Source organism: Pantoea stewartii, from assembly GCF_011044475.1.
GTDB classification, from domain to species: Bacteria; Pseudomonadota; Gammaproteobacteria; order Enterobacterales; family Enterobacteriaceae; genus Pantoea; species Pantoea stewartii.
Map to the genome: position 1 here is coordinate 4,042,949 of NZ_CP049115.1, position 17,589 is coordinate 4,060,537.

The window sequence follows — 17,589 nt, forward strand, 5'->3', positions numbered from 1 at the left end:
TTTCTGCACCTGACACAACGGCAAATGCTTATTTCACTTCCAGCCCTTTTGCCTGCATATCCGCATGATAAGAAGAACGCACAAAGGGTCCACAGGCCGCGTGGGTAAAGCCCATCGCCAGCGCTTCTTCTTTCATTTCATCGAACTCCGCCGGGCTGACATAACGCTGAACAGGTAAATGGTGACGGCTGGGCTGTAAGTACTGTCCCAGAGTAAGCATTGTCACACCGTGACGACGCAGATCGCGCATGACCTCAATGATTTCAGCATTGGTTTCACCCAGACCAACCATTAAACCGGATTTCGTCGGTACATCAGGATGCGCCTCTTTAAAACGCTCCAGCAGCTTCAGCGACCATTCATAGTTGGCACCCGGACGCACCTGACGGTATACACGCGGCACGTTCTCAAGGTTGTGGTTAAACACATCTGGTGGGGTGGCGGTCAGAATCTCGAGCGCACGATCCATGCGACCACGGAAGTCGGGTACCAGCGTTTCGATCTTGATATTAGGGCTTTTTTCGCGGATGGCGGTAATACAGTCCGCAAAATGCTGAGCACCGCCGTCGCGCAGATCGTCGCGGTCCACGGAGGTGATTACCACATAGCGCAATGCCATGTCGGCAATGGTCTGTGCCAGCTTACCGGGTTCATTCGCGTCGGGCGCGTTGGGGCGACCGTGTGCCACATCGCAGAACGGGCAACGGCGGGTACAAATTGCACCCAGAATCATAAAGGTGGCGGTACCGTGGTTAAAGCATTCGGCAAGGTTAGGGCAGGAGGCTTCTTCACAAACAGAGTGCAGACCGTTTTTACGCATCGCCGCTTTAATGCCCTGAATACGACTGGAGTCCGCAGGCAGTTTGATTTTCATCCACTCCGGCTTGCGTAAGATTTCTTGCCGGTCAACGGCCACGGTTTTCACCGGGATCAGCGCCATTTTGTCTGCGTCACGGTATTTGACGCCGCGTTCCATCTGAATTGGTTTACTCATAAATCAGCAGGTTCCGGTCGGATTGCGATTTGAAAGCTGTCTCACTCAACCCGAGAAGGCGGCTTTCAACTTTATTTGAAAAAAGTGCAAAAATTATATCATCTCAGCGGCCAGGAAGCAGCCACAGACGTGCGTGATAAGTTACATATTTGTAAATACGCACGCACCGTCAAGGTAAGGCCGGTTCCGTCTCATGCCATTCCACCTGCTGATAACCTAACTGGCGGGCGAAGGTCTCGGCAAGCCGTGGGCGGACATCCGCCAGCGTGACCTCCGGGCAAAAATGTTTTAACTGCGTCATGTGCATGCCCGCGTAACCGCAGGGGTTGATACGCAAAAAGGGGCTGAGATCCATATCGACATTGAGAGCCAGCCCATGAAACGAGCACCCTTTGCGAATGCGCAGGCCCAGCGAGCAGATTTTTTCTTCTCCGACATAAACGCCGGGTGCATCGGCGCGCGCCCGAGCCGCCACACCAAAGCTGTCCAGTACGGCGATCACCGTTTCTTCTAACGCGGTGACAAGCTGACGCACGCCGGTTTTGCGACGTTTAACATCGATCAGCACATACATGATCTGCTGACCCGGACCGTGATAGGTCACCTGGCCGCCGCGATCGCTCTGTACCACCGGAATCGAGCCGGGCATCAACAGGTGCTCGGCTTTGCCTGCCTGGCCCTGGGTAAAGACCGGCGGGTGTTCAACCAGCCAGACTTCATCACGGCTTTCGGCGTCGCGCTGGTCGGTGTAGCGATGCATCGCGTCTGAGGTTAACTGCCAGTCACATAAACCAGGCTGGCGAATAAGGAGCGTTTCAGCTGACAAAACGAATATCCGTTAAGAGGGCAGAGGCTGAGTATAACGCCGGCCGCGCGGAAGTGAAATGATGAGCGTAAAAGGAAGGCTGAGACATTTTCCGCCGCACCGGCGCGGTCTGCAAACAAAAACGGGCCATTCGGTAGCACCGACATGGCCCGTTGGCAGTATGACTGACAGTGTTACAACACCATGCGCACGATTTCAATTTTGCCCAGTTCTTCATACAGGGTTTCAACCTGTTCGATATGTGTCGCATTAATGGTGACGTTGACCGAGTGATAGTTACCCTTGCTGCTCGGTTTCACCTCAGGGCTGTAATCGCCGGGAGCATGGCGCTGCACCACTTCAAGCACCAAATCAACCAGCTCCGGTTGTGCCAGCCCCATCACTTTATAGGTAAACGGGGTCGGGAATTCGAGCAGTTCATTCAGTTTGGTTTTCATAATCACTCCGGTACTTAAAAAACAGGCTCCCGCCGAAGCGTGAGCATCATATTAACCTGTAATGGGGGCGAGGTGGCGGTTTTTCAACCGCCGCCATGCACCTTTAACCAAACCAGTGATGGAACATCAGTTTGATGTAGTCAACGATACGGCTAAAGAAGCCGCCTTCAGAGACTTCGTTCAGCACCACCAGAGGGCGTTGATCGATGGTTTTGCCATCTAACTGGAAGTTGATGCTGCCCACAACCTGATTTTTCTTCAACGGCGCATGCAGTTCAGTATTGCTCAGCACATAGCTGGCTTTCAGGTCTTTCATACGGCCACGAGGAATGGTCAGATACGCATCTTTTTCCACGCCCAGCTGTACGCGATCGCTGTTACCAAACCACACGGGCTCAGAGGCAAACTCTTTGCCGGCTTTCAACGGTGCAACCGTTTCAAAGAAGCGGAAGCCCCAGGTCAGCAGCTTTTTGCTTTCGGTTTCACGGCCCTTAAAGGTATGTCCACCCATTACGGCGGAAATCAGGCGCATCTGACCTTCTGTCGCAGAGGCAACCAGGTTATAGCCCGCCGCTGCGGTATGGCCGGTTTTGATCCCGTCAACCGACAGACTGGTATCCCACAGCAGACCATTACGGTTCATCTGGCGAATGTTGTTGAAGGTAAACTCTTTTTCTTTGTAAACCGCATACTCTTCCGGCACATCGCGGATAAGCGCCTGACCAATCAACGCCATATCACGGGCGGAGCTGTATTGGCCTTCGGCGTCCAGGCCATGGACGGTCTGGAAGTGCGTGTTCTGCAGACCCAGCGCTTTCACGTAGTTGTTCATCAGCCCTACGAAAGCATCCTGGCTGCCGGCAACATAGTCCGCCATCGCGACGCAGGCATCATTGCCGGACTGCAGGACGATACCGCGCGTTAACTGAGAAACCGGTACGCGATCGCCGGGTTTCAGGAACATCAGTGATGATCCTTTAAAGACCGGATTGCCCGTTGCCCAGGCATCCTGACCAACAGTCACCATGTCGTCCTGATGAATTTTCCCGGCTTTCACTGCCTGACCGATCACGTAGCTGGTCATCATCTTTGTCAGACTGGCAGGATCGCGGCGTGCATCGGCGTTCTTTTCAGCCAGCACTTTGCCTGAGTTGTAGTCGATTAGAACGTAGGCTTCCGCATCAATATCCGGAACGCCCGGAATCATGGTCTTAAGATTGACATCATCAGCAATGGCGGCATGGCTGAGAGAGAAAGCGATCAGTGATCCCACTGTCAGGCGTTTTAACAAACGAGAAGGTTTCAGCGTGTTCATGTGTGGGACGACAACATCCATGGGTTTAGGGTTAAAAAAAGTCATTCATCATAACAAATGCCTGATTAACAGGCATCCGGCTTGATAACTGGGTTGTTAACAGACGTTACCAGTTATGAGTAAAGCTGTTGTTTAACGACCTGCGGTGGTCACAAAAGCCGCGCTCTGGCCCTCACGGCTCAGGCGCTGCTGTAGCGCCACAGCTTCGGCACGGGTTTTGTAACCGCCGAGCTGTACGCGATAGACGTTGTTCCCCGCGTTTTCCACTGCGCCGGGTACGCCGAAGCGCTGGCGCAGACTGCTGAGCAGCTGGCGCGCACGTGCAGCATCATTGATAGCGCTGACCTGGACGACATAGCCGGACAGCGAAGCGCTGCTGCTCTGGCTGGCTGAAGCGGCGTGAGGCGCGGCGGCGCTGGCAACCACCGGTGCGGCAGCGGCGGGGGCCGCCTCTGGCTCACTGCCTTCCAGAACACCGCTCGGTAAGGGCTGAGGGGCCCCCAGGAAACCACTGCTCTGAACGGGCGCGCCCATGGCATTGTCCGTTTTCAGCGTCGCATTACTGATAGGCGACACGTCCTGTGCGGCAGGTGCCGTTTCCATTGCCGGTGCCGTTTGCGTCTGACCGCCGCCGTTCATGACGGAGGGCGAACTCATGACGGGGCCGTTCAGATCGGGACGCGCGGGCAGGGCGTAACTCTGTTTTGCCACAACAGTACCGATAGTACCCGGACCCGAGAGCGTGCCATCTGGCGCGACGCTGATGTAATCCACGCGGACGCGGGTGTTATTGGAGATGTTCAGACGATCGCCGGCCGCACGCGACAGATCGATAATGCGTCCTGGCGTGTAAGGGCCACGATCGTTAACGCGCACGACAATCTGACGTCCGTTGGCCAGATTCGTGACGCGCACATAACTTGGCAGCGGCAGTGTCGGATGCGCGGCGGTCAGGGCATCCGGATCAAAAGCCTCGCCGATGGCGGTACGGCTGCCCTGGGCTTCGTCGCCATACCAGGCTGCTAATCCGACTTCACTGTAGTTAGCCGGATTTTTGATGATGTGATAAGTCTTGCCATTGACGCTGTAGTCCTGACTGGTCGACGGATTGACCGGCTCATAACGCGGCTCAACGCCAGGAATTTCCACCACCGGGCCATTGTAGGCGGGCTGGGGTGGAGCACTCTGCTGTTGCGGTTCCTGGGTAGAACATGCAGCCAACACCATTGAAGCCAATACAACGCCAAGCCAGTCCTTACGCATCTGCGACCTCTTAAACACTTTTAGATAACATTTTTCGGTGTGTGTGGATCGACATTACGATGCCAAATCCCGCCATAAGCACAATAAGCGCCGAGCCGCCATAGCTGACCAGCGGCAGCGGAACGCCAACCACCGGTAAGATACCACTAACCATGCCAATGTTAACGAAAACATAGACGAATAAAATCAACATTAATCCGCCCGCCATGACGCGCCCAAAGGTGGTCTGTGCCCGGGCGGCGACGATCAGGCCGCGCATGATTAACAGCAGGTAGAGCACCAGCAGTAACAACACGCCGACCAGACCCAGCTCTTCGGCCAGCACGGCAAAAATAAAGTCCGTATGACGTTCCGGCAAGAATTCCAGCTGTGACTGAGTACCGTGCAGCCAGCCTTTACCGCGCAAGCCGCCGGAGCCAATGGCGATTTTTGACTGAATGATGTGATAGCCCGCGCCCAATGGGTCGCTTTCCGGATCAAGCAGCATCATCACGCGGTCTCGCTGATAATCATGCATCAGGAAGAACCACAGGATAGGAATAAAGGCTGCGACCAACAGGACGGCAATGCCAATCAGTTTCCAGCTCATGCCCGACAGAAACAGCACAAACAGCCCGGACGCGGCGATGAGAATTGAGGTGCCGAGGTCAGGCTGTGCGGCCACCAGCAGTGTGGGAAGAAAAATCAGCACCAGCGCAATTGCGGTATTCTTCAGGGTAGGTGGACAGACATCGCGGTTAATAAAACGCGCCACCATTAACGGCACCGCAATTTTGGCGATCTCGGAAGGCTGAAAGCGGACAAACCCCAAATCCAGCCAGCGCTGTGCGCCTTTACTGATTTGCCCAAAAGCATCCACCGCGATCAGCAGAATGACGCAGATAATATACAGATAAGGTGCCCAGCCTTCATACACTCGCGGCGGGACCTGCGCCAGCACCAGCATCACCACTAATCCCATGGCGATCTGGCCCAGTTTACGTTCCATCATGCCGGGATCCTGGCCGCTGGCACTCCAGATAACAATGGCGCTGTAGGTCAGTAGCGCAAGGATGATCAGCATAAACAGCGGATCAATGTGCATGCGCATCCAGATCGTCCGCTTCTGCGGGCTGTCATTCATCGACATGATTATTCACCTTCATAGCCAGGTGGTGTAGGCGCAGCATCCGGCAGGACAGTATTGTTATCGCCTAACATAATGTGATCCAGAATCTGGCGCATGACCGTGCCCACTGCCGGACCGGCCCCGCCGTTTTCCAGAATCATGGTGACGGCAACGCGTGGTTTATCGTAAGGCGCGAAAGCGGTCATCAGCTTATGGTCACGTAAGCGTTCAGCGATTTTATGCGCATTATACGTTTCGTTCTCTTTCAGACCGAAGACCTGTGCGGTACCGGACTTCGCGGCAATTTTGTAAGGCGCATCGGCAAAGCTTTTGTGGGCCGTGCCGTTTGGTCGGTTGGCGACGCCGTACATGCCGTCTTTGGCAATTTCCCAGTAGCCAGAGTGGATATCGCCAATCGGCTGGGAAGGCGGCTGACGATAAGGCACCAGCGTACGGCCTTCACGGGTCGCGCGCAGCAAATGCGGCACTTTGATGATGCCGTCGTTGATAAGAATCATCATCGCTTTGTTCATCTGCAACGGTGTCGCTGTCCAGTAACCCTGACCGATGCCGACTGGAATGGTATCGCCTTGATACCAGGGCTTTTTAAAGCGACGCATTTTCCAGTCACGCGTCGGCATGTTGCCAGCGCTTTCCTGAGGCAGGTCAACGCCGGTGCGCATGCCATAGCCAAATTTCGTCATCCACTCCGACAGGCGATCGATGCCCATGTCATAGGCAACCTGATAAAAGAAGGTATCAGCGGACTCTTCCAGCGATTTGGTGACATTCAGGCGACCATGTCCCCATTTTTTCCAGTCACGGTAGCGTTTCTCGGAGCCGGGGAGTTGCCACCAGCCAGGATCGAACAGGCTGGTATTGCGGTTAATCACCCCCGCACTCAGGGCGGAGACGGCAACATAGGGTTTAACGGTAGAAGCAGGCGGATAAGCGGCCTGAATCGCGCGGTTATAGAGTGGGCGATTTTCATCGTTCAGCAAGCCGCGATAGTCTTTGCTGGAAATGCCGTCAACGAACAGGTTGGGATCGTAGCTGGGGGTCGACACCATCGCCAGAATCTCACCGGTGCGCGGATCGCTGACCACGACCGCTGCACGACTACCGGCCAGCAGCGTCTCGATATACTGCTGCAGTTTGAGATCGATAGTCAGATAAATATCACGACCGGCCTGGGGCGACTGCTCGTGCAACTGCCGTATGACCCGGCCACGGTTGTTAACTTCGACCTCTTCATAGCCGGTTTTGCCATGCAGCAGGTCTTCGTAATAGGCTTCGATACCGAGTTTGCCGATATCATGCGTTGCCGCATAGTTGGGCCATTTTCCCTCTTTATCCAGACGGGCCACGTCGCGGTCGTTAATTTTCGACACATAGCCCACAACATGAGTCAGTGTCTGGCCATAGGGATAATAGCGGCGCTGGTAGCCTTTCACTTCTACGCCAGGAAAGCGATACTGATTCACCGCAAAGCGCGCCACCTGCACCTCATTCAACCCGGTTTTAACCGGAATCGACGTGAAGCGGCGCGAACGTTTACGCTCTTTTTCAAACGCCTCGATATCCTCATCGGTGAGTTCGAGGACCGGACGCAAATTTTGCAGGGTTTGTTTCAGGTCATCGACCTTTTCCGGCACCAGTTCCGCCTGATAAATGGTCCGGTTCAGGGCCAGCGGCGTACCCGTGCGGTCATAGATGATGCCGCGGCTGGGCGCGACCGGCACCAGTTTGATTCGGTTTTCGTTGGAGCGGGTACTGTAATCGTCGAAACGTAAAATCTGCAGGTGATAGAGATTAACCACCAGCACGGAGGAGAGCAGTAAGACGCCGACAAAAGCAATAAAAGCCCTGCGGACAAAGACTTTTTGTTCGGCGCTGTAATCGCGAAAGGCGTTGCTTTGTAATTTCATCCGCTACTTGTAATGTCTGGAGTGAGCTTATCGGTTATTCACGATGATAAGGATGATTTGTCGTAATGCTCCATGCGCGATAGAGGCTTTCGGCAACCAGCACGCGCACCAGCGGATGAGGCAACGTTAAGGCCGAAAGCGACCAGCTCTGTTCCGCCGCCGCTTTGCAGGCTGGCGCTAACCCTTCCGGGCCGCCAATCAGCAGGCTGACATCGCGGCCATCCTGTTTCCAGCGTTCCAGCTGTTGGGCCAACTGTGGGGTTTCCCAGGGCTGTCCGGGAATATCCAGCGTGACAATCCGGTTGCCTTTACCTGTGGCGGCCAGCATCGCTTCACCTTCCTTTTCCAGGATGCGTTTGATGTCGGCATTTTTACCCCGTTTGCCCGCCGGAACTTCCGTCAGTTCAAACGGCATGTCTTTGGGAAAACGACGCAGGTATTCCATAAAACCGGTCTGCACCCAGTCAGGCATTTTGGTGCCGACGGCAACAAGCTGCAATTTCACCGCTTAACCCCAGAGCTTTTCCAGTTCATATAACTGACGGCTCTCTTCCTGCATCACATGCACGATGACTTCACCGAGGTCGACCACAACCCAGTCAGCGGCCGTCTTGCCTTCAACGCCCAGCGGCATCAGGCCGGCGGCGCGGGATTCTTGCTCAACGTGTTCAGCGATTGAGGTAACGTGGCGCGTCGAGGTGCCGGTGCAGATGATCATGAAATCAGTAATGCTTGATTTACCCTGAACGTCGAGGGTGACGATGTTCTGACCTTTCAAATCATCAATCTTATCAACAACGAACTCTTGGAGTGCTTTACCTTGCAAAAGGTTCCCCTTTAAAAACTGGTGAGAGCGGGCTGGCTGACGCCCGGGATACAGCCGAAAAATTTAGCGGCGTAGTATATCACGCCCATATCAGTCGCGATATAAGCCGGCGCGGTCGATATAGTCGATTACCGAGGCGGGCAGTAAATCGTCACAGGCGAGATGCTGATGACGACGCTTGCGAATTTCGGTAGCTGAAATGGCATAGCGCGGGGTTTCTGCCAGCCAGATGCCGCCGGCCGGACGCTGCTGCAGTTCCTGAGGATCGTGGATCACGTGTCTGTCCAGCCAGTCCTGCATGTCCGGCGTCGCCATTTCAGTCGGATAGCCTGGTCGCTGGCACACCAGCAGATGACACAGGCTCAGTAAATCCTGCCAGCGATGCCATTTTGCAAGCGTCAGTAATGAGTCCTGACCGATAATAAACCCTAACGGCTGATCGCCACGTTCAGCCCGTATGGCTTCTAACGTATCGACAGTCCATGAGGGCGTGTCCCGTTGCAGTTCGCGCGTATCGATATCAAAAAGCGGCAGATCGCGAATAGCGCACCGCAGCATCGCCAGGCGCTGTTGCGGACTGGCTTCCGGCTGCGGTCGGTGCGGCGGCACATTGTTGGGCAACAGGGTAACCCGGGCCAGACCAGTTTGCTGCGCCAGCGCTTCTGCCGGGCGTAAATGGCCGAAATGGATCGGGTCGAAGGTGCCGCCAAACAGGGCGTGTAAATCAGACATGGGCAAAACTCGCGGGAAAAGCACGGTTGGCAATCAGCATCGACAGCGTTTGCAACTGTGGCCAGACCGATTGTCCATAATCCTGTTTCAGCGTAATTTCGATTTGCGTCAACAGATGGATTGCCTGTTGTAAGCGCGCTGCATCAAGGCGCTGCAACGCCTCAGTAAAGAGAGGACGGCGATTTTGCCAGATGCGCTGTTGATCCATCAGTGTACGCAGAGGTTGCTGTGTCTGATGACGTTGCAGGTGCAGCAGGGTCATCAGATCGCGCTGCAGCGTCCGCAGCAATATCGTCACTTCGCTGTCTTCACTTTCCAGCTGTTGCAGGATATGCAGTGCGCGACGGCTCTTGCCTGCCAGTAGCGCGTCGACCCAGTGATAAGGCGTAAAGTGCGCGGCATCACTGACTGCGGCTTCAACGCGCGGTAGCGTGAGCTTGCCATCGGGCCACTGAAGAGACAGACGTTCAAGTGCCTGCGCCAGCGCCAGCAGGTTACCTTCGTAGCAGTAACAGAGTAGCTGGACCGCCGCATCGTCGATCGCGAGCCTCATCGCTTTGGCCCGGCTGGTGACCCAGCGCGGCAGTTGCGCCTGCTCCGGCGTCTGGCAGGGGACCAGCACCGCATGGGCTGACAGCGCTTTAAACCAGGCGCTGTTTTCCTGCGCTTTGCTGAGTTTCGCCATCCGGCAAATCAGCAAAATATCCTCATGAAGCAGCGAGGCGAGCGTGATCAGATGTTCGGCGATGGCGGCATTGGGACCATTTTCAGGAAACTGCAATGTAAGCGTCTGTCGCTGAGTAAACAGGCTCATTGACTGGCAACTGACAAACAGGCTGTCCCAGTCTGTTTGTGCATCCAGGGTAAAACTCACATGTTCTTCAAAGCCCTGCGCCACGGCGCTGGCGCGAATGGCATCCGCACTTTCCTGTAACAACAGAGGTTCATTGCCGGTTAATAAATAACAGGCGCGCAGCCCCTCACGGAGCTGCGCGCTGAGTTGTTCCGGATAAATCCTGATCATTGCGTCAGGGGTGCCGCGGAAGAGGCCGTTCCCGCAGCAGAGTGAACCGGTTTTGCCACCGTTGACGAAGAGGATGTCTGCGGGCTGTCCATCTGGGCCGCATGTACCGCCAACAGCTTACGAACCAGTTGTTCGGCTGCACGTTGACGCATCTCCTGGGTGATCATGTCCTGTTCCGCATCTTTCGCCAGGGCCGCGTTCGGGTTATCAAAGAACGAGCGATAAACGGTCGTGCTGATAGGGTAGATCCCTTTGTTGGGAATCAAGACCTGAGCCGTAACCACCATCGTCATCTGATATTCAGCCGCAGTGCCGCTGATGAAGACGGATGCGGTGCTTCGACCCTGAGATTCCCCGCCCAGACGCAGGGTCGGTACGACCATGCTGTTTTTCTGCGTCGCTTCAACGATGTTAACGTTGTTGATTCGCAACTGCTGGCGCACCACGCGCGTCAGCGGCCCGTAAGGATCGCCCGTTTCTAAGACCAGCGTTCGCAGTTCCGTCGGCACCTGAGTGGTGCCGCGCGGGTGAAAACCACAGCCAGCAGTGATTACCGCCGCCAGCATGACAAACAACCTGATAATCGGATGTCGCACAGTTCCTCCTGAACTTAACCCACAACCAGGTTAAGCAGTTTGCCCGGTACATAAATGACTTTACGAATGCTCACACCATCAAGGTATTTCGCCACCAGGGGCTCCTCAGCAGCGCGCGCCTGAACCTGCTCCTGTGTAGCCTCGGCTGCCACAGTAATTTTACCCCGCACTTTACCGTTGACCTGCACCACGACCAGCAGAGAATCTTCGACCATTGCGGCGTCATCCGCCACTGGCCATTCCGCATTGTCGATAGTGCCTTCGCCGCCCAGCGTCTGCCACAGCACGTAGCTGGCATGCGGGGTGAACGGATACAGCAAACGCGTCACGGCCAGTAAGGCCTCCTGCATCAACGCACGATCCTGCTCGCTGTCCTGCGGCGCACGCGCCAGCTTGTTCATCAGCTCCATGACTGCCGCAATCGCGGTGTTAAAGGTCTGGCGACGACCAATATCATCCGACACTTTGGCAATGGTTTTATGCAGGTCGCGGCGCAACGCTTTCTGATCGTCATTCAGGCTGGCGACGTCCAGGGCAACCGTTGCACCTTTCTGTGAATGATCGTAGACCAGTTTCCATACACGTTTCAGGAAGCGGTTTGCCCCTTCCACACCGGATTCCTGCCACTCCAGCGTCATATCCGCAGGCGAGGCAAACATCATGAACAGACGGACGGTATCGGCACCATAGCGCTCAACCATCAGCTGGGGATCGATGCCGTTGTTTTTCGACTTGGACATTTTGCTCATGCCCGCGTAAATCACCTCGCGGCCCTGAGTATCTACGGCTTTAACAATGCGGCCTTTCTCATCGCGCTCGACGGTCACGTCAACCGGCGAAACCCAGTTACGTTCGCTGTTAACGCCCAGATAATAGAACGCATCCGCTAACACCATGCCCTGGCACAGCAGACGTTTGGCTGGCTCATTCGAATTCACCAGGCCTGCATCACGCAGCAGTTTATGGAAGAAGCGGAAATACATCAGGTGCATGATGGCGTGTTCGATGCCGCCGACATACTGATCTACCGGCAGCCAGTAGTTTGCTGCAGCCGGGTCCAGCATACCGTCCTTATAGTCTGCACAGGTATAACGCGCGTAGTACCACGACGATTCCATAAAGGTGTCAAAGGTATCGGTTTCGCGCAGCGCAGGTTGACCGTTCACGGTGGTTTTTGCCCAGTCCGGATCGGCTTTAATCGGACTGGTAATGCCGTCCATGACCACGTCTTCCGGCAGAATCACCGGTAACTGGTCTTCTGGTGTCGGCATGACGGTGCCATCTTCCAGGGTTACCATCGGAATCGGCGCGCCCCAGTAACGCTGACGAGAAACGCCCCAGTCGCGCAGGCGATAGTTGACTTTACGCTCGCCAACGCCTTTTGCCGCCAGCGCATCTGCAATGGCGTTAAAACCGGCACTGTGATCCAGGCCGCTGCACTCGGCAGAGTTAAACAGCGTACCTTTGTCGGTCATCGCGGCGGCGCTGACGTCAGGCTCGCTGCCGTCCAGATTGAGGATAACCGGTTTGATCGGCAGATCGTATTTGGTCGCAAATTCCCAGTCGCGCTGGTCATGCGCCGGCACGGCCATGACCGCACCCGTACCGTATTCCATCAGGACGAAGTTCGCGACCCACACAGGAAGACGTTCACCCGTTAACGGATGCACGACAGACAGGCCTGTCGCCATGCCTTTCTTTTCCATGGTGGCCATATCGGCTTCGGCTACCTTGGTATTGCGGCATTCTGCGATAAAATCAGCCAGAGCAGGGTTGCTGGCCGCCGCCTGTGCCGCCAGCGGATGACCGGCGGCGACAGCGACATAGGTCGCGCCGTAGAAGGTGTCCGGCCGCGTGGTATAAACCGTCACTTTTTCGCTGCTGTCTGCCACGTCAAAGGTGATTTCCACCCCTTCAGAACGGCCGATCCAGTTACGCTGCATGGTTTTGACCTGCTCAGGCCACTCTTCCAGCGTATCCAGATCGTTTAACAGCTCTTCGGCGTAATCAGTGATTTTAATGAACCACTGTGGGATCTCTTTGCGCTCGACTTTGGTGTCACAGCGCCAGCAGCAGCCATCGATAACCTGCTCGTTAGCCAGTACGGTCTGATCGTTCGGGCACCAGTTCACCGCCGAGGTTTTTTTGTACACCAGGCCTTTTTCATACAGTTTGGTGAAGAACCACTGTTCCCAGCGGTAATACTCCGGTTGACAGGTCGCCAGCTCGCGGCTCCAGTCATAGCCAAATCCCAGCAGCTTAAGCTGGTTTTTCATGTACGCGATGTTGTCATAAGTCCAGGGCGCCGGCGCGGTATTGTTTTTGACCGCCGCGCCTTCCGCAGGCAGACCGAAGGCGTCCCAGCCAATTGGCTGCAGCACGTTTTTGCCGAGCATGCGCTGATAACGCGCAATGACGTCGCCGATGGTGTAGTTACGAACGTGGCCCATGTGCAGGCGGCCAGAAGGATAGGGCAGCATAGACAGGCAGTAGTACTTCTCTTTGCCTTCCTGCTCAGTCACTTTAAACGTTTCGTTTTCATCCCACTGCTGCTGAACGCGGGATTCAATCTCTTCCGGGCGGTATTGCTCTTGCATGGCTGCCTGTGGTCCTTAATAGATGACACTTTGCTGACTTTACGATCCGCATAGCATACCCATAAGGCCGCACATCAACAACACTTCCCACTTTTACGGGGGCGATTTATCGTCAACGCATCCCTGCTTTCACTCTTTTACGCTTCCTTACCCAGCGAGCCGGGCAAATGTGACAAAGTAGCTAAACTTAGTACAGGTACTGAGCGCAAAAAGGAGAATAAAATGAATAAAGTGGCCCAGGAATATCACGCCTCACTGGCGGTATTAACCGAACGTCTTCGCCACGGCGATCGCGATCTGGATACGTTAGTCGACGATCGGCGCCGTCATTTACAAGCGCACTCCGATCTGACGCCGGACGAAATCGATCGGGCGCTGACGTCGGTGCGTCGCGATCTGGCAGAGTTTGGCCGTAACTATGCAGAGGCGGAAGAGCCGGTCGCCGACTCCGTTTTTATGCGCGTGATTAGGGAAAGCATCTGGAAGGAGCTGGCAGATATTACGGATAAAAGCCAGTTAGAGTGGCGTGAGGTTTTTCAGGATTTGCAACATCACGGTGTGTACCAAAGTGGTGAGGTGGTAGGCCTGGGCAATCTGGTCTGCGAAAAATGCCACTTCACTCGCGCCATTTATACGCCGGAAACGCTGTCACGTTGCCCCGAATGCAATCACGATCAGTTTTATCGTCAGCCTTTTGAGCCGTAGAAGAAACAGGCGGGCTTTGTGCCCGCCTGACGTTTAGTGCAGAATTTTTGCCAGGAAATCCTTTGCCCGCTCAGACTGTGGATTATTAAAGAAGTCATCTTTATGGGTGTCTTCGATAATTTTCCCTTCGTCCATAAAGATCACCCGATTGGCCACCTTCCGGGCGAAGCCCATTTCATGTGTCACGACCATCATGGTCATGCCTTCCTGGGCCAGTTCGACCATAACGTCCAGCACTTCATTGATCATTTCGGGATCGAGTGCGGAGGTCGGCTCATCAAACAGCATGGCAATCGGATCCATACAGAGTGCCCGCGCAATCGCGACACGCTGCTGCTGACCGCCCGAGAGCTGGCCGGGAAATTTATCTGCATGCGCTGACAGGCCCACGCGAGTCAGCAATTTGAGGCCTTTCTCGCGGGCGGCGGTTTTGTCGCGCTTTAAGACTTTGACCTGCGCCAGCACCAGGTTATCAATAATGCTCAGGTGAGGGAACAGTTCGAAGTGCTGAAACACCATGCCGACCTTACTGCGCAGCTTGGCCAGATTGGTTTTTTTGTTGTTTACTTCAGTACCGTTTACCGTAATGCTGCCCTGTTGCACAGGTTCCAGGCCATTCACGGTTTTGATCAGGGTCGATTTGCCCGAGCCTGACGGCCCGCATACCACAACCACTTCACCGGTCTTGACTTCGGTAGAGCAGTCGGTCAGCACCTGAAATTGACCATACCACTTAGAAACGTTTTTCAGGCTAATCATTTAAACCGTCCTTTTTCTTTTTAGATAGCTGACCAACAGTGACGCGCTCAGGCTGATCACGAAGTAGACCAGACCGGCAAACAACACCATCTCAACCTGGGTACCGTCACGCTCACCGATGGTGGAGGCGGTGCGGAAGAAGTCCGCCAGGCTCAGCACATACACTAACGAGGTATCCTGGAACAGGACGATGCCCTGGGTCAGTAACAGCGGAACCATGGCACGAAACGCCTGAGGCAGAATCACCAGGCGCATGGACTGCCACTGCGTCATGCCCAGCGCCAGCGCCGCGCTGGATTGCCCACGCGCAATACTGATGATGCCGGCGCGAATGATTTCCGAATAATACGCCGCTTCGAACAGCGAAAAGGCGACCATTGCCGAAATCAAACGAATGTCGGTTTTAGGGGAAATACCCAGCACCTGCTGCAGGAAACTCGGCACCACCAGATAAAACCACAGCAGCACCATAACCAGCGGTACCGAACGGAACAGGTTAACGTACAGTTTGGCAAACCAGCTGATGGGCCTGAAGGTCGACAAACGCATCACCGCCAGCAGCGTGCCCCACAGGATGCCGAAGACCACCGCCGTAAGGGTGATTTTAAAGGTAATGACCAGACCATTAAGCAGGTAAGGCAGGCTGGGAGGAATGGAACTCCAGTCAAACGCGTACATCACTTGCCTCCCATATTGCCGGGCAGACGCACTTTGCGCTCAACCAGGCTCATCAAAAACATAATCACCAGGTTGATGGCAATGTAGGCCAGCGTAATGGCCGTAAACGATTCATAAGCGTGTGCGGAATAGTCCAGCAGCTTGCCCGCCTGCGCAGCCATGTCCACCAGGCCGATCGTCGACGCAATCGCCGAGTTTTTAACCAGGTTAAGCATTTCTGACGTCATTGGCGGCACAATTACGCGGTAAGCATTAGGAAGCAACACGTAGCGATAGGTTTGTGGCAGCGTCAGGCCCATTGCCAGCCCGGCATTCTTTTGTCCCCGCGGCAAAGACTGAATCGCCGCGCGCACCTGCTCGCAGACGCGTGCGGCGGTAAACAGGCCCAGACAGATCACCGACGAGATAAAGAACTGCAGGTTGGGATCCAGCTCCGACTTAAACCACATGCCAAGCTTCTGACCAACCAGCTCTGGCGCCACCAGATACCAGAAGAAGAACTGCACGATCAGGGGGATGTTACGAAACAATTCCACATAGCAGGTGCCAATCGTTGCCAGCAGCCGATTAGGCACGGTACGCAGAATGCCAAAGAATGAACCTACGCAGAAAGCGATAATCCAGGCACAGCAGGAGACAGCAATTGTCACCTGAAAACCGGACCACAACCAGCCGAGATAGGTGGTATTTCCGAACGGGGCCTGTTCGAGAAAAATGCCCCAGTTCCAATCGATACCCATAACGAACTCCGGTAAAAAAGGGTAGCAGAGCTACCCTGAAGATTGATGAACGGCTTAATGCGCCTGAGTCAGGGGAACGACCCGATCAGGCGGTCTGTCCACGCCGCGGTTTCAGCAATCGAGAGGGCGACAGCGCCGCCCTTGTTATCGTTGTTAATTCAGCGCTTTATCATTCGGCGTTTTGAACAAGGCTTTCATGTCATCAGACAATTCAAAGTTCATGTTCAGGTTTTTAGGAGGAATAGGCTGTTTAAACCAGGTGTCGAACCATTTTTCTGCCTGGCCGGAGGTCTGGGCTTTTGCAATGGTGTCATCAACCAGCTTTTTGAACTGCGGATCGTCTTTGCGCAGCATACAGCCATAAGCTTCTTTAGACTGTGGCGTACCGATAATGACCCAGTCATCCGGTTTTTTCGCTTTAGCGCGTTCGCCAGCCAGCAGGGCGTCATCCATCATAAAGGCCACGGCACGACCGGTTTCCAGCGTACGGAACGAATCACCATGGTCTTTGGCGCTGATGATGCGCATATCCATCTTTTTCTCGTCGTTCAGTTTATGCAGCAGCACTTCTGACGTCGTACCTGAGGTCACCACGACAGTCTTGCCTTTCAGATCGTCAAAATCCTTAATTGGGCTGCCTTTTTTAACCAGCAAGCGGGTACCGATAACAAAAATGGTGTCGGAAAAGGCCGCCTGTTTCTGGCGCTCAAGGTTGTTGGTCGTTGAGCCACATTCGTAGTCATAGGTGCCGTTTTGCAGCAGCGGAATACGGTTCTGTGAAGTAATCGGGATCATTTTGATCTGCAGATCAGGTTTATTCAGCTTCGCTTTAATGGCATCAGCAATCGCGTTTGAATAAGCCTGTGAATAGCCAACGACTTTCTGTTGGTTGTCGTAATATGAAAAGGGAACTGACGATTCGCGATGCCCGATAACAATGACGCCACTGTCATTAATTTTTTTCAGGGTACCGCTGAGATCTTCCGCCTGGGCCGCTCCCGCTGCTGCGCTCAACAGCAAAAGAGATAATGCCACTTTGCGTAATTGCATGTTCCAACTCC

General features: G+C 54.7%; 18 protein-coding genes. 1 reads left to right on the forward strand and 17 read right to left on the reverse strand.

What is annotated here, in order from left to right; translation table 11 throughout:
* Window positions 1-28 precede the first annotated feature (28 nt).
* The 13 genes from lipA to leuS form a co-directional block, all read right to left on the reverse strand.
* On the reverse strand, window positions 29-994 hold the full coding sequence (gene lipA / locus G5574_RS19060) for a lipoyl synthase (RefSeq protein ID WP_006118402.1): 966 nt from the start codon (window positions 992-994) through the stop codon (window positions 29-31).
* 169 nt (window positions 995-1,163) lie between these two features.
* A complete protein-coding gene (gene lipB, locus G5574_RS19065; RefSeq protein ID WP_039342901.1) occupies window positions 1,164-1,820 on the reverse strand; it encodes a lipoyl(octanoyl) transferase LipB in 657 nt (218 codons plus the stop codon).
* A 173-nt stretch (window positions 1,821-1,993) separates the two neighbouring features.
* Window positions 1,994-2,257 carry a DUF493 family protein YbeD gene (gene ybeD, locus G5574_RS19070; RefSeq protein ID WP_006118404.1) on the reverse strand — a complete coding sequence of 88 codons (264 nt, stop codon included), beginning with the start codon at window positions 2,255-2,257 and terminating at the stop codon, window positions 1,994-1,996.
* A 103-nt stretch (window positions 2,258-2,360) separates the two neighbouring features.
* The gene (gene dacA, locus G5574_RS19075) at window positions 2,361-3,572 is read right to left on the reverse strand and encodes a D-alanyl-D-alanine carboxypeptidase DacA (protein ID WP_006118405.1); all 1,212 of its coding nucleotides are present in this window, start codon (window positions 3,570-3,572) and stop codon (window positions 2,361-2,363) included.
* A gap of 132 nt (window positions 3,573-3,704) precedes the next feature.
* Window positions 3,705-4,835, reverse strand: a complete 1,131-nt coding sequence (gene rlpA / locus G5574_RS19080) for an endolytic peptidoglycan transglycosylase RlpA (protein ID WP_054687999.1) — start codon at window positions 4,833-4,835, stop codon at window positions 3,705-3,707.
* 10 nt (window positions 4,836-4,845) lie between these two features.
* Window positions 4,846-5,958, reverse strand: a complete 1,113-nt coding sequence (gene mrdB, locus G5574_RS19085; protein WP_006118407.1) for a peptidoglycan glycosyltransferase MrdB — start codon at window positions 5,956-5,958, stop codon at window positions 4,846-4,848.
* Between the two features lie 8 nt (window positions 5,959-5,966).
* Window positions 5,967-7,871 (reverse strand): peptidoglycan DD-transpeptidase MrdA, encoded by a 1,905-nt coding sequence (mrdA, locus tag G5574_RS19090; protein WP_033737455.1) that lies wholly within the window; start codon window positions 7,869-7,871, stop codon window positions 5,967-5,969.
* 34 nt (window positions 7,872-7,905) lie between these two features.
* A complete protein-coding gene (gene rlmH, locus G5574_RS19095; RefSeq protein ID WP_006118409.1) occupies window positions 7,906-8,376 on the reverse strand; it encodes a 23S rRNA (pseudouridine(1915)-N(3))-methyltransferase RlmH in 471 nt (156 codons plus the stop codon).
* Window positions 8,377-8,379: 3 nt separating this feature from the next.
* Window positions 8,380-8,697, reverse strand: a complete 318-nt coding sequence (gene rsfS, locus G5574_RS19100; RefSeq protein WP_006118410.1) for a ribosome silencing factor — start codon at window positions 8,695-8,697, stop codon at window positions 8,380-8,382.
* Between the two features lie 90 nt (window positions 8,698-8,787).
* Window positions 8,788-9,429 carry a nicotinate-nucleotide adenylyltransferase gene (gene nadD / locus G5574_RS19105; protein WP_006118411.1) on the reverse strand — a complete coding sequence of 214 codons (642 nt, stop codon included), beginning with the start codon at window positions 9,427-9,429 and terminating at the stop codon, window positions 8,788-8,790.
* A complete protein-coding gene (gene holA, locus G5574_RS19110) occupies window positions 9,422-10,453 on the reverse strand; it encodes a DNA polymerase III subunit delta (protein ID WP_039342893.1) in 1,032 nt (343 codons plus the stop codon). The genes nadD and holA overlap by 8 nt, the downstream gene beginning before the upstream one ends.
* Window positions 10,450-11,049: an LPS assembly lipoprotein LptE gene (gene lptE, locus G5574_RS19115; RefSeq protein ID WP_164483053.1), complete on the reverse strand. Its 600-nt coding sequence runs from the start codon at window positions 11,047-11,049 to the stop codon at window positions 10,450-10,452. The genes holA and lptE overlap by 4 nt, the downstream gene beginning before the upstream one ends.
* A gap of 14 nt (window positions 11,050-11,063) precedes the next feature.
* Window positions 11,064-13,646 carry a leucine--tRNA ligase gene (leuS, locus tag G5574_RS19120; protein ID WP_164483054.1) on the reverse strand — a complete coding sequence of 861 codons (2,583 nt, stop codon included), beginning with the start codon at window positions 13,644-13,646 and terminating at the stop codon, window positions 11,064-11,066.
* A 222-nt stretch (window positions 13,647-13,868) separates the two neighbouring features.
* On the opposite strand from leuS, the gene G5574_RS19125 reads away from it, so the two are divergent.
* Window positions 13,869-14,351 (forward strand): zinc ribbon-containing protein, encoded by a 483-nt coding sequence (locus tag G5574_RS19125; protein ID WP_006118415.1) that lies wholly within the window; start codon window positions 13,869-13,871, stop codon window positions 14,349-14,351.
* A gap of 33 nt (window positions 14,352-14,384) precedes the next feature.
* Here G5574_RS19125 and G5574_RS19130 read toward each other — a convergent pair whose 3' ends face one another.
* From G5574_RS19130 to G5574_RS19145, 4 genes are all read right to left on the reverse strand, one after another.
* On the reverse strand, window positions 14,385-15,110 hold the full coding sequence (locus G5574_RS19130) for an amino acid ABC transporter ATP-binding protein (RefSeq protein ID WP_039342886.1): 726 nt from the start codon (window positions 15,108-15,110) through the stop codon (window positions 14,385-14,387).
* Window positions 15,111-15,788, reverse strand: coding sequence for a glutamate/aspartate ABC transporter permease GltK (gltK, locus tag G5574_RS19135; RefSeq protein WP_006118417.1), 678 nt, complete (start codon window positions 15,786-15,788; stop codon window positions 15,111-15,113).
* A complete protein-coding gene (locus G5574_RS19140) occupies window positions 15,788-16,528 on the reverse strand; it encodes an amino acid ABC transporter permease (RefSeq protein WP_006118418.1) in 741 nt (246 codons plus the stop codon). The genes gltK and G5574_RS19140 overlap by 1 nt, the downstream gene beginning before the upstream one ends.
* 153 nt (window positions 16,529-16,681) lie before the next feature.
* The gene (locus tag G5574_RS19145; RefSeq protein ID WP_033739290.1) at window positions 16,682-17,578 is read right to left on the reverse strand and encodes an amino acid ABC transporter substrate-binding protein; all 897 of its coding nucleotides are present in this window, start codon (window positions 17,576-17,578) and stop codon (window positions 16,682-16,684) included.
* Window positions 17,579-17,589: the final 11 nt, after the last annotated feature.

What these genes read in the sequence shown, in the direction of transcription:
- lipA (WP_006118402.1), bottom strand. Translation starts at nt 994, where the DNA reads ATGAGTAAACCAATTCAGATGGAACGCGGCGTCAAATACCGTGACGCA.
- ybeD (WP_006118404.1), bottom strand. Translation starts at nt 2,257, where the DNA reads ATGAAAACCAAACTGAATGAACTGCTCGAATTCCCGACCCCGTTTACC.
- dacA (WP_006118405.1), bottom strand. Translation starts at nt 3,572, where the DNA reads ATGAACACGCTGAAACCTTCTCGTTTGTTAAAACGCCTGACAGTGGGA.
- rlpA (WP_054687999.1), bottom strand. Translation starts at nt 4,835, where the DNA reads ATGCGTAAGGACTGGCTTGGCGTTGTATTGGCTTCAATGGTGTTGGCT.
- mrdB (WP_006118407.1), bottom strand. Translation starts at nt 5,958, where the DNA reads ATGAATGACAGCCCGCAGAAGCGGACGATCTGGATGCGCATGCACATT.
- mrdA (WP_033737455.1), bottom strand. Translation starts at nt 7,871, where the DNA reads ATGAAATTACAAAGCAACGCCTTTCGCGATTACAGCGCCGAACAAAAA.
- nadD (WP_006118411.1), bottom strand. Translation starts at nt 9,429, where the DNA reads ATGTCTGATTTACACGCCCTGTTTGGCGGCACCTTCGACCCGATCCAT.
- holA (WP_039342893.1), bottom strand. Translation starts at nt 10,453, where the DNA reads ATGATCAGGATTTATCCGGAACAACTCAGCGCGCAGCTCCGTGAGGGG.
- leuS (WP_164483054.1), bottom strand. Translation starts at nt 13,646, where the DNA reads ATGCAAGAGCAATACCGCCCGGAAGAGATTGAATCCCGCGTTCAGCAG.
- G5574_RS19125 (WP_006118415.1), top strand. Translation starts at nt 13,869, where the DNA reads ATGAATAAAGTGGCCCAGGAATATCACGCCTCACTGGCGGTATTAACC.
- G5574_RS19130 (WP_039342886.1), bottom strand. Translation starts at nt 15,110, where the DNA reads ATGATTAGCCTGAAAAACGTTTCTAAGTGGTATGGTCAATTTCAGGTG.
- gltK (WP_006118417.1), bottom strand. Translation starts at nt 15,788, where the DNA reads ATGTACGCGTTTGACTGGAGTTCCATTCCTCCCAGCCTGCCTTACCTG.
- G5574_RS19140 (WP_006118418.1), bottom strand. Translation starts at nt 16,528, where the DNA reads ATGGGTATCGATTGGAACTGGGGCATTTTTCTCGAACAGGCCCCGTTC.
- G5574_RS19145 (WP_033739290.1), bottom strand. Translation starts at nt 17,578, where the DNA reads ATGCAATTACGCAAAGTGGCATTATCTCTTTTGCTGTTGAGCGCAGCA.